Source organism: candidate division KSB1 bacterium, from assembly GCA_022566355.1.
GTDB lineage: Bacteria > Zhuqueibacterota > JdFR-76 > JdFR-76 > DREG01 > JADFJB01.
The window spans coordinates 1-11,778 of sequence record JADFJB010000137.1; the positions used below are offsets into that span (position 1 = coordinate 1).

At 40.8% G+C, this 11,778-nt stretch carries 13 protein-coding genes; 8 read left to right on the forward strand and 5 right to left on the reverse strand.

The features are described from left to right. The first annotated feature begins 508 nt into the window (after positions 1–508). The 4 genes from IIC38_17850 to IIC38_17865 all read left to right on the forward strand — a co-directional run bounded on the left by IIC38_17850 (position 509) and on the right by IIC38_17865 (position 3,727). Positions 509–1,057: a YceI family protein gene (locus IIC38_17850; protein ID MCH8127794.1), complete on the forward strand. Its 549-nt coding sequence runs from the start codon at positions 509–511 to the stop codon at positions 1,055–1,057. Positions 1,058–1,219: 162 nt separating this feature from the next. Then, positions 1,220–1,489, forward strand: a complete 270-nt coding sequence (locus IIC38_17855; GenBank protein MCH8127795.1) for a hypothetical protein — start codon at positions 1,220–1,222, stop codon at positions 1,487–1,489. Positions 1,490–1,514: 25 nt separating this feature from the next. Next, positions 1,515–2,606 (forward strand): glycosyltransferase family 9 protein, encoded by a 1,092-nt coding sequence (locus IIC38_17860; GenBank protein MCH8127796.1) that lies wholly within the window; start codon positions 1,515–1,517, stop codon positions 2,604–2,606. Continuing rightward, positions 2,603–3,727, forward strand: coding sequence for a glycosyltransferase (locus IIC38_17865; GenBank protein MCH8127797.1), 1,125 nt, complete (start codon positions 2,603–2,605; stop codon positions 3,725–3,727). Before IIC38_17860 ends, IIC38_17865 begins: the two co-directional genes overlap by 4 nt. 178 nt (positions 3,728–3,905) lie before the next feature. Here the strand turns inward: IIC38_17865 and IIC38_17870 are convergent, their stop codons facing one another. Next, positions 3,906–4,286 carry a photosynthetic reaction center cytochrome c subunit gene (locus IIC38_17870; protein MCH8127798.1) on the reverse strand — a complete coding sequence of 127 codons (381 nt, stop codon included), beginning with the start codon at positions 4,284–4,286 and terminating at the stop codon, positions 3,906–3,908. After that, entirely contained in the window at positions 4,252–4,518 is a 267-nt protein-coding gene (locus tag IIC38_17875) for a hypothetical protein (protein ID MCH8127799.1), read from the reverse strand. The genes IIC38_17870 and IIC38_17875 overlap by 35 nt, the downstream gene beginning before the upstream one ends. Before the next feature lie 332 nt (positions 4,519–4,850). On the opposite strand from IIC38_17875, the gene IIC38_17880 reads away from it, so the two are divergent. Next, positions 4,851–8,003, forward strand: a complete 3,153-nt coding sequence (locus IIC38_17880; protein MCH8127800.1) for a hypothetical protein — start codon at positions 4,851–4,853, stop codon at positions 8,001–8,003. A gap of 217 nt (positions 8,004–8,220) precedes the next feature. Here the strand turns inward: IIC38_17880 and IIC38_17885 are convergent, their stop codons facing one another. Further along, a complete protein-coding gene (locus IIC38_17885) occupies positions 8,221–8,910 on the reverse strand; it encodes a J domain-containing protein (GenBank protein MCH8127801.1) in 690 nt (229 codons plus the stop codon). 109 nt (positions 8,911–9,019) lie between these two features. Beyond that, a complete protein-coding gene (locus IIC38_17890; protein ID MCH8127802.1) occupies positions 9,020–9,829 on the reverse strand; it encodes a helix-turn-helix domain-containing protein in 810 nt (269 codons plus the stop codon). 445 nt (positions 9,830–10,274) lie between these two features. Between IIC38_17890 and IIC38_17895 the strand changes: the two genes are divergently transcribed. Further along, entirely contained in the window at positions 10,275–10,613 is a 339-nt protein-coding gene (locus IIC38_17895; GenBank protein ID MCH8127803.1) for a type II toxin-antitoxin system HicB family antitoxin, read from the forward strand. Next, positions 10,594–10,872 (forward strand): hypothetical protein, encoded by a 279-nt coding sequence (locus IIC38_17900; protein ID MCH8127804.1) that lies wholly within the window; start codon positions 10,594–10,596, stop codon positions 10,870–10,872. Before IIC38_17895 ends, IIC38_17900 begins: the two co-directional genes overlap by 20 nt. A gap of 38 nt (positions 10,873–10,910) precedes the next feature. On the opposite strand, the gene IIC38_17905 is transcribed toward IIC38_17900, so the two are convergent. Then, entirely contained in the window at positions 10,911–11,063 is a 153-nt protein-coding gene (locus IIC38_17905; protein ID MCH8127805.1) for a hypothetical protein, read from the reverse strand. A 277-nt stretch (positions 11,064–11,340) separates the two neighbouring features. Here IIC38_17905 and IIC38_17910 point away from each other — a divergent pair, with 277 nt between their 5' ends. Continuing rightward, complete coding sequence (locus tag IIC38_17910) at positions 11,341–11,664, forward strand: hypothetical protein (protein MCH8127806.1); 324 nt, start codon at positions 11,341–11,343, stop codon at positions 11,662–11,664. Positions 11,665–11,778 lie beyond the last annotated feature (114 nt).

Consider the following 11,778-nt stretch of genomic DNA (forward strand, 5'->3'; position numbering starts at 1 on the left):
TGAGTTTCTAGTTTTAGATAGTTAAATCATTTCGGATGATTAACCTGATCTATTCATAAACCTTATCACTGTCATCCAGGACGGATCTATTTAGCCCTTTATTCTATACCTGCTTTTGAGCTTTTTCGATCATATCAAACAAGATCCCGTCGTGCGACGGGATGACAACTAAGAGAGATTTATGCTTAAAACTGCAATTCATAAATTATCAGGTTAATTTATTCTTTTCTATCCTCAAAGTTGCCAGGTTCCGGATTCAAATTAACAATTTAGTTTGCCCTAATTGTTCTTTAGGGGCCATATTGATTGAAATCATACAGAAGATAGAAAATCCTTGAAGATCATCTGTCCGATCTATACATTGATCAATATGCTTGCCTTGTTGTTGATATGTTTCAGGTATTTTGGTTTAGATCTAACCAAGATCTTTGAAAAAAATACCGGTAAACAAGAAATTATAGAAGTATAAATTGCTAATGGTTGAATAAATCAAAAAAGGAGTAATATTATGGCAAAATGGACTTTTGAACCAGGTCATACTGCAGCGGAATTTCGCGCCAGACATATGATGGTAACCTGGGTGCGCGGTCACTTTACAGATATTCACGGTTCTCTTGAGTTTGATCCAATTGATCCGCGAAAATCTTCCGTGGAAATAACAATCGACGCAAGCAAAATTTGGACCGGCGATGAGAATAGGGATGGCCATTTGCGGAGCGCAGATTTTTTAGATTGTGAAAACCATCCTGAAATAACCTTTAAGAGTAATAAAGTAGAACAAACCGGCGACAATGACTACTCGGTTATGGGTGATCTCACCCTACGCGGGGTTACCCGCGAAGTGCAGATGGAGGTCCATTATTTAGGCCAATGGCAAACTTCATTCTGGGTAGATGGGGTTGATAAAGGACCCAAAGCCCGGGCTGGTTTTGAAGCAACCATAAAGATCAACCGCCATGATTTTGGCGTAAGCTGGAATGATACGATGGACAAAGGCGGGCTTGTAGTGGGTAATGATGTTCACATTGTTATCGATGCTGAAGCTATTATGGATTAAAGAGTGCCACTGACTTTCACAAGACAAAAATTTAAAGAGTGCCACTGACTCTCACAAGACAAAAACAATATAAAACAATATTATTTTCGATTTCGACCATAAATTTTGATTTATGGACTGTTGATCTTGATTTCGATAAATTATGAGAAAAAGTAAAATAAAATGGATGACACACCAAAGAATATCGCAAATCTATACAAAGATACGATCTTAGCTCCTTCTCCTCAGGATAGATTGAGAATGGTAAGCTCGATGTTCGACTCTGCAAAAAAGCTAGCTGCAGCAGGAATTCTATCAGAAAAGCCAAATCTATCTCCTGCTGAACTACGGGCTAGTTTGTTTACAAGATTTTATGGGGGTGATTTTTCAACTGATGAATGCAAAATTATTGTTGATAGATACCTTAACCTTGCAGAAGTCAATTCGAATTGAAAATCGTACTAGCACGGGATTATGAATGAAAGCTGAATCGGTCAAGACAGATTGTTTCCATTACAAGGGCCACATCCCTTGCTGGCCAAACAAAAAATACGATGTGTCATGTGACTCATGTGATCACTATAAACCCATCCGAACCAAGGTTTTGATTATTAAACTTGCTGCAATCGGTGATGTTATTCGCACTACACCTTTACTTAAAAAGTTAAGGGAGACAACCCAAAATTGCCATATCTCATGGGTTACAGATAGCCCGGAAATACTTTCGCACAGGCATGTTGATCAAATTTACAAATTCAATTTTAAATCAGCCTTCATTCTCTCAAATGCAAGCTTCGATATTGCCATCAATTTGGACAAAGACCTCGATGCATGTACATTATTGGATAAAATCCAGGCTTCACAAAAATACGGTTTCGGCTTAAAAGACGGTACTGTTTTTCCGGTAAATTCTCTAGCCGAACACAAATATCTGACAGGTATATTCGATCATTTGTCAAAAGAAAATAAGAAGAATTATCTACAAGAAATCTTTGAGCTATGTGGCTTTGAGTTCAACCAAGAACCATATGTTCTGGAAGCAGATCCAAAATATCAGGTTAAGTGGGCCGGATTAAGAGAACAAGCGGGTTCGAAAAAAATAATCGGTTTAAATATCGGTTGCGGGACGAGATGGCTCACTCGTTTGTGGCCCGATGAATATTGGTTTGAATTAATCCGAAACTTACAAGATGCGCAACACTATCCGATTCTGTTGGGCGGGAATGATGAAGATGAAAAGAACACGGCGTTTTCCGAAAAAACCAATGCATTTTACCCGGGGACTTTCTCACTGCTGGAATTTATCTCTCTAACCTCGCAATGTGATATAATTATTTCTGCTGTGACCATGATGATGCATATTGCAATTGGACTAAAGATCCCGCTGGTTTTGTTTAACAATATCTTCAATCCGCATGAATTTGAACTTTATGATAACGGCATCATTTTACAACCGGATACCGGTTGCGATTGTTATTATGGCAATACATGTCAGCGTGACCGGCACTGCATGTATGATCTTCCAGTGAATTCGGTTCACAATGCTATCGATGAATTATTGGATCGATGAAAATAGCATTACTCTCCACCCTCTACCCTTTTCGTGGCGGTATTGCTCAATTTAATGCGGCTCTATTTAATGAATTCAAAAAAAATCATACCACCAAAGCCTATACCTTCACAAGGCAGTATCCCAATTTATTATTCCCGGGGCAAACACAATATGTGACCGAATCTGATAATGCTGAAGTAATCGAATCTGAGGAGGTGTTAGATTCAATTAATCCATTGTCTTATTATTTAACTGCAAGAAAAATAAATTTATATCGACCAGATCTTTTGATTGCGAAATTTTGGATGCCTTTTTTTGCACCATCCCTTGGATATGTGTCAAAAAAATTGCGAAAGCAAGGGACAAAATCGATTGCCATAATAGATAATTTGATTCCCCATGAAAAAAGAATAGGCGACTTGGCCCTGGTCAAATATTTTATCAATCGTTTTGATGCCTTTGTTGTGATGAGCAAAGTAGTCGAACAGGATTTATTGCGAGTTTTACCTAAGGCTCAATATGTTCTGCATCCCCACCCGATTTATGATCATTTTGCCAAGAAGGTCGAAAAAGAAAAAGCGCTAAATCAACTGAACCTTCCGCAAGACAAAAAGATACTGCTCTTTTTCGGATTCATTCGAAAATATAAAGGACTGGATATTCTACTCAGATCTATGCGCCATTTAAGTGATGATTATCTTCTGCTTGTAGCCGGTGAAATCTATGGCAGTTTTGATGAATATCAAAAAATAATTGATGAAGAAGAAATCGCCGGGAAAGTCAGCTTGCATATTCGTTATATTAATGATGATGAAGTCCCACTATTTTTCTCGGCAGCGGATGTGACTGCTCTCCCTTATAAATCAGCCACACAGAGTGGGATTGCGCAGATTGCAATGCATTATGAATTGCCGCTTATCGTGACCCAAAAAGGCGGATTACCCGAACTGATTGAACACGAGAAAACCGGACTCATCCTTAAAAATGAAGATGCCGAAGAATTAGCCCGTTTAATCGACTATTATTTTCAAAATAATTGTAAATCAAAATTCGCTAGTGAGATTGCAAAACAAAAGGACCGGTACTCCTGGCCACAATTTACCCAAAGCCTCTTAACACTTTATGAACAACTTTCTTGAATAATTTAATTCTAAACTTAATCTAAATCATTATTCCTTTTCCAGCGCCTCGAGTTTCTTTTCACAATAGGATTTGGCAGCAACTCCATTACTTTTTCATAGTTTTGTTTCGCTAATGCTTTATCATCTTTCATCACATGGAGCTCAGCTAACTAATGTAAAGTAACTCATGAAAGATTTAGTTAGGATAATGATCAATATTCAATTTAAGTATTTCGATTGCTTCTTCACTTTGATTTTGCATTGCCAGTTGACTGGCAAGCCGGGTTAGTACATTTTTCCGAAAATCGTAAACAAAGCTGAGTTCCCGCAAATCATGGTATTTTGAGATAGCTGCTTGTATACCTTCTTCAGAAACGGTTGCCGTCAGTACCTCTTCAAGCGTTTGCTGCAGATTCTGGCCATGCTGACAGGTTGTACAATTGACTTCAATGGTTTTCTCTCTACCCAATTTTGTCATATATTGGCTGTTAATTTCTTTGGTCATCTTGAGCATAAACCGAGCAATTTCTTTGGTCTCTTTTTCATCTGCAGGAAAATCGAATTGCGAAAGTGGCATCCTTCTTCACCCATAAGGCAATACTGGCAACGAAAACCAAGCGCCCGGTAAAGCCTTTCATATTTTCGATAAGTTCATTGATGGCTATTTCTTTTGGAAACACCTTCAAGTTTTTCAATTCTTTTGGCGGAAACTGGGCACAAACATTAGCTGCGCCGAATAATAAGATCAACAAAAAAAATGCTAGGACCTTCCTCCATGTTTGTATTTTGTTTATTTCAGACTTTATCATGAGAAACTCCTTTCTTGTGTAATTGGATACAAAATCGATTGATGGCTGTATCCATCAATATTGTGAAGTTAATTCCAATTGCTGGTAGTTTGATTGTAGCGGAAAAGCTAGGTCAATACCCAAAGACTACAGATTTGTAACCATTCGACAATAAATTTATTTTGTTTCATTTTTAATTGTTTTGCTTTATATTAATTCAGTCCGGCAGGATATTGATCAGGAATTTGAACTTTCTAAAGTTGAATATCCAACTTCTGTATGTCCCTTTTAAATTAAAAAATGATTCACACAATAGGTAACCATACCATTTCACAAACCCAAAGGAGGTCGTTATGAAACGATTATCTCTATGCTTTATAATACTGGCGGTTTTGTTTACCACTTTACCAACCTTCGGTCAACCGATGCCACCGGATAAAGCGCTCAAATCACTGAAATGGCGTGCAATCGGTCCGGCGAATATGGGTGGCCGAGTAACGGCCATTGCCGGTATTCCGGGTGATCCAAGCACATATTATGTTGCCGGAGCAGATGGCGGTTTGTTTAAGACCACAAATGGCGGGGTTACATTCGAAGATCTGTTTACCGACCAACGCTCCTATTCCGTGGGCGCTATTGCCATTGCGCCATCTGACCAAAATGTTATCTGGTTGGGCTCCGGCGAAGGCGATCCTCGCAATAGCGTTGGCTACGGCCATGGCGTCTACCGTTCCCTGGATGCTGGTAAAACCTGGACGCATCTGGGCCTGGAAGGCACCGAACGTATCAAACGGATTGTCGTTCATCCGGATAATCCTGATATAGCATACGTTGCAGCATTGGGTCGTGAGTGGGGACCCAATGAAGAGCGCGGTGTATTTAAAACCAGCGATGGCGGTAAATCCTGGGAAAAAGTTCTTTATATAAACGAGGACACCGGCTGCTCGGATATTGCCATGGAAAATAACAATCCACGTATTCTCTATGCCGGTATGTGGACATTCCGCCGCCGGCCCTGGCGTTTCGATGATGGCGGTAAAGAAACAGCGCTTTACCGCTCGATGGATGGCGGCGCTAACTGGAAAAAATTGACCAAGGGTTTGCCTAAAGGTTCAATGACACGCATCGGTGTAGCAGTGGCGCAAAGCTCACCCAATATTGTTTACATGATCACCGAATTTAAAAAAGATGGTACCTTTTTCCGGTCGGATAATCGCGGCGATACATGGCGGAAGGTGTATGACAATCCCAATATCAATTTTCGTCCATTTTATTACAGCGATATCCGTGTCGATCCTAACAATCCTGATCATATTTACGCCCTTTCCGGTGGATTAAGCAAATCCACCGATGGCGGTAAAAATTGGACCAGAATAGCCCGGGGGGTTCATGGCGACCACCAGGCTTTCTGGATCGATCCGATGAATTCCAAACGTTTACTAAGCGGCAGTGATGGTGGTTTCCAGGTTTCATATGACGCCGGTAAAACCTTCGATATCATTAATAATGTCGAACTGTCCCAATTTTATCAATTGAATCTCGACGATCTCGATCCATATAATGTCTACGGCGGATTGCAGGATAACGGTACCTGGGTCGGGCCGAGTAACTCATTGAGAAGCGTTGGTATTTTAAAGCGGGACTGGAAAGCCCTGGCAGGCGGCGATGGTTATTATGCTGTTCCGATACCGGGAAGTGAGCATGAAATTTATGCCAATCTGCAGGGCGGTGTCATTTTTCATGTGGATTCGCGAATGGGCAATGTTCGCAATATCCATCCTTACCCTAAAATAACGGGTTCTGCAGGCGATGCCATTTTCGAACACAAATACCGCTTTAATTGGGACTCACCCATTCTTATTTCACCTCATGATCCCAATACGGTTTATTTTGGCGGAAATGTACTGTTTAAGACAACCGATAAAGGCTATTCATGGGAAATCATTAGTCCGGATTTAACCACCAACGACAAAAGTAAGCAGCAAACTTCGGGTGGCGAAATTTACCAGGACAATACTGCTGCAGAATTTCACTGCACGATTTTAACCATAGCAGAATCACCTGTGGAAAAGGGTGTTATTTGGGTGGGAACTGATGATGGCAACATCCAAATCACCCGCGATGGCGGTAAGAATTGGACAAATATAAAAGATAAAATAAAAGGACTGCCGGATTTTTCCTGGGTTGCTAAGATTCACGCATCCGAACATGATGCAGGTACAGCCTTCGTCGCAGTCGATCATCACCGCAGTGATGACTTCCGACCCTATGCGTTCATGACGACAAATTATGGCAGCTCCTGGACTATGGTAAGCAAGGGCTTGCCACAGGATGATTATGTCAAGGTGATCCGCCAGGATCCACATAATGCAAACCTGCTGTATGCCGGCATGGAGCATGGTATTTTTGCTTCCTGGGACAAGGGGTTAACCTGGACAAAAATCAATAATAATTTACCACCAGTCTCAGTGCGAGATTTACGTGTACAGGCACGTGAACGAGACCTGGTGGTAGCCACCCACGGACGCGGCGTCTGGATTTTGGACGATATTCGGCCTCTGCAGGAATTGGCTGAAGCACAAAAGCAAGACGTTCATCTCTTTGAATCCCGTCCGGCTACTCGATGGCACTTGCAGGGTCGTATCGAAAACCTGGGCCAGCGTACATATATTGCAAAAAATCCTGCTTACGGCGCTTATGTGAACTTTTACCTGGCGGAAAAAGCTGACGAGCCGGTAAAGTTAACCATCAACGATTCTGACGGCAATTTGGTGAGGACCATAACGGATTCTACAGCCAAGGCCGGTGTAAATCGAATAGTCTGGGATTTACGTTACGGTCAAGGAACCAGGCTAAACGCGCCGACTACCACCAGACGCCGACGTTTTGGTGCCGGCGGGCCAAGGGTTACTCCCGGAACTTTTGCAGCTATTTTGGAAGTTAGCGGAAAAACATTAACATCGTCTATTACGGTTCGTCCTGATTTTCGTATTGAAATGACCCCTGGGGATTACCAGGCGCAAGCGGAAGCGACACTTGCATTGCGGGATTTACAATCCCAAACCAATAAATTGCTCAATGATACAAAATTATTAACTGACCAATTGAAAGAGCTAAGTAAAAAAGTTAAACAAATGCCTGCGGCGACCAATGGTCATAATGGATCCAACGATGACGCAAAAGGAATGCCTAGTGAAATAACTGAAGCAATTAAAAATACACTCAAAAATATTAAGGAGATGCGGAATGAACTGCAGCGTCCGCCGCCCAGCATGTCTTATCGCCAGCGACCACGCTTGCGCGAAGAAATTCGGTCTTTATCCAGAGCCATTGATGGCGCTACGGCGCGGCCAACGAAACCACAATTGCTGCGTCTATCACAGCTGCAAGAAGAAACAACTGCCGCTGTCCGTGCTTACGAGCAATTGATTACTACTGAGATTGATGCGATTAACAAGATGGTAGAAAATATTCCCCAGATTGTTGTGGGATCGAGCGGCACATAAAGCCACTGACTTAAGCCACTGACTCGCACGGACGAAAAAATGCCAAAGACATACACAGACTAAAAAATGGACCACTCACTTACACTGTGCCTCAAAAAATAAAAGTGATTTCTGAGATGTGTTAAAAGTCTGTATAAGCCTATGGTTCTAGTCTTATGCAAGTCTGTGGCAGTCTGTGGGTCTAGTCTTGTGTAAGTCTGTGGCAGTCTGTGGCCTATTATGCAGAAGCAGAAAGAAACGAGCCAGACGAAATTGCAAATGTGACTGTCTGAAATTGAACGCCAACTGAATAGAAAATTGTGCCGTTTATTTTTTGGCGATGACATTCAACTACTTTCGCGATTGCTTTAAGCAAAGCTCCGCTTACTTTAATGACGATATTGTTTGGCAAACCCTTCTTACTGAGGAAGCGCATGCCCTTCGGCGAAAGATCAATAATGTCTGCATCATCCCCCTTTTGCGGCCAATACGAATAAAATCGAATTTTACCGAATTTCTTGATCCGCACCACAGAGCGGCGGCATTTCTGTTCCAGCTCCTCATCATCGCTTGATTCCAACGGACAGCTACACGTATAACAGGTTTCATTTGGACTTGCCTTGCGGGCTAAGGGTCGTTTACAAAAGGGACAAAAAACACGAATTATTGGCGTCTTTTCGGGCTCCTTTGAGGAAAAAGGTTCCTTAGTATAATATTCATAAAGTTTAATATCATAGACTCCGCGTTGAAAGGGATCGCTGAGAACCTCATAGGCTTCATTTAATACCTTGGCATTCCAGTGTTCACCTCCTAAATCCGGATGCTGCCGGAGCTCTTTCATCAATGTACGATAACTTGAGCGAATGATTTCAAATGGCGCGTCGGGCTGAATGTGGAGAACCCGATAATAATTTCGTCTGGATTTCATTTTGTTAATTCTGGTTTGTTAGATTTATCGGCAAAAAGACGGAATTTGTAAATGTTACCGTTTGGGTAAAAGATGGGTCACTAATTATGACCAATTCACAAATATTCCCTTAACTATGACCTTCCACATACGGCTTCAATCCTTCTTCAAAAAGCAATCTCCAACCTTCAGAAACCTGGGATTGTGTCTCGTTGGATAACCGGCCGAACAATGCATCTGAAACATGTAATGTTGTTGAACCGTTGGCTTCTGCCAAAGTGAGCTGCAAAATCGTTGTGGCTGGACCGCCATATTGTGGCGCCAAGTGTCCAACCAACTGCAATTGGTTTGGAGGTGAAATATTCATGACCGTATACCACACTCCCCCACCTTTTTCGCCGGCATCTTCATACAAACGGCCACCGGGATAGGCTTCGAAAACGAGCTTTGCATTTTCATACACATAAAAATCCTTGCGCCACCAGGTGCCGATTTCCTCGGTGATGGCCTGCCATACCCTTTGCTTTGAAGCCCGGATATCGATCTTTAACTCGATTTGTGTTGAACTTACCTGCGTAAGACTTTGCTCTTTATCTGTCATACTGATTTCTCCTTTTTTTTCTTGTTCGATATGTTGTTTTAAATTAGAAATCGATACAGCAAGGGGGATTGTATACTTGCTCATCCAGCGTTCATAAATTTCCTGAATTGGCGCCGTATTAATAAAATTCCAACGAAATTTACCCTCACGTTTGACAATGACTAAATCCGCATCATGAAGGATGCCAAGATGCTTCATCACCGCAAAGCGTGACAGACCTTTAAAATAGTCACACAAATAACTCGTTGTTCGAGGCTCCTCTTTTAGAAGATCGAGGATCGTTCTTCGAGTAGAGTCTGAAAATGCTTTCCAACTTAGATGTTTGTTATTATTGTTCATGTTACTTTAGAGTAACATAGTATGTTTGAAATTGCTAGTTTTTTTTGACGCGGTAAATAATTCAGTGAAATATTGGCTTTGTATAGTTGCCCATTTAGTTTTGCAATTCAATTTCCCCAATAATTTCCCACCGCCAGGATCGGCCTCTGCTCCTAACTTCCCCTAACTGGAGTCGAATTTCCCGCGAATGGCGATTGGTGCGTGTTATTTTAAATATGCGGGATCTTAAACAAATATTTGATAAGTATGGTTAATAAAAATGCAGAAAGTAACATAAATTATTGTGGTGTACTTGAGATTTTTCCCGTTTATGGGTACTTTTCTATTGACATATTTACCTTAATAAATTAGGTTCTTATTGTTATATAAATTTCATAAACCAGCCTAAAATAACGAAAAGGAGATAAACAGGTTCAATAAATACAATTACTATTGGAGGTTTAGTATGGACAAAGTATATTATATTCATTTAACAATATACTTCAAAAAAGAGGATGATAATCGCTGGACTGCTGAATGTATCGAATTGGGGAGCGCTTCATTTGGCAACAGCCTTGATGAAGCAAAGGAAAGTATCGAAGAGGCAATAGAATTAAAATTAACTGGTCTTAGCGAAGTAGGTGAGCTTGATAGGTTTTTGAAAGAGAATAATGTTATTATGTTTAAGGAATTTCCCCAGGAAATCAAACAACATAAAATCAAGGTGCAACCTAAGTTAGATCCAAATATTTTCGAACAGCATCAGTTTAGATCTTTACAACAATATGCCGAAGCCTCGGGGTAATAAAGATTTACCTGCCATATCTGGTAATCAATTAATAAAACTTCTGGTGGATCATGATGGCTGGGAAGTCGCTCGCCGAGCAAACCATGGCAAAAGCTTGCGGAAGCAATTCCCTAATGAACGATTTAAAGTAACGGTTATACAAACAACTAATCAATCCTTGCCTATTGGTACTCTTCTTGCGATTCTAGGCCCAAAGGAAACAGGACTTATGAGGGATGGCTTTATAAAACTTTTAGAGAAACGAAGGAAGAAATAGATTTTTTTAAAATCATGGGGAATTATCAAAGAGGTCATCTAAAAAGACCTCACTTCTTCATCACCTTCTCCTCTCTTTCCGCCCCGCTCAACCTCACTAAAAACACTGCCCTTATTCCCAAGCTGCACATTCACATCCGTAAAATTCCGGGCGCGTACCGATTGGTATAGTTTAGCAACTAAATTACGCAATTCATATCCCCAATAATTTCCCACAACATCCATTTATACGCACGGTATTAAAGGCAGTTTGCAAGTGTGATGTAAGGCAAAAATAAACGGGCAGCATCATGAGAAGCTGCCCGTTTTTAGACATATATCCCCTTTTTAACTAATTATCGGCATATTAGAATGAAATTTTATATCCCTCCCAAACAAATCCTTGACATCCCTTTAAACACATCTTAAATTATCATTAATCAAGAATTCACCTACATAGCCCTTCACCCCTAATTTAGGGAAGTGTAGCATGAAGCGTTTCATGGTTGTTTTAATCATTGTCAGCCTACCAAATGTGTTGCTATCTCAAAGTATTTTTCTCAATAAGGGGAAGAGCGCACCTGTTTTTAATGCAGGTACTGCTGCCGCAAAGAACATAACGGCTTATGCGCTTAATATAGGTTACTCTGTCAATGGCATCCTTGATATTGGCGTAGGAGCGGCAAGATCCAACTTTAGTGACAATTCATTACGTAGCGATCTTAACTCGACTGATTTTATTCTTTTTACTAAAGTGTTCGCCTTAAAAGAAATGGAAAAGATGCCAATTTCTTTATCATTTGATGGCAGCTAACAAAGATCATCTTACTCATCAGATTTGCTTGATGATTCTAATTACGATTTAAGCAACACCGATTACACTTTGTGAGCAACTATCTATAAAAACATCCGATGGGATGGCAAAAGA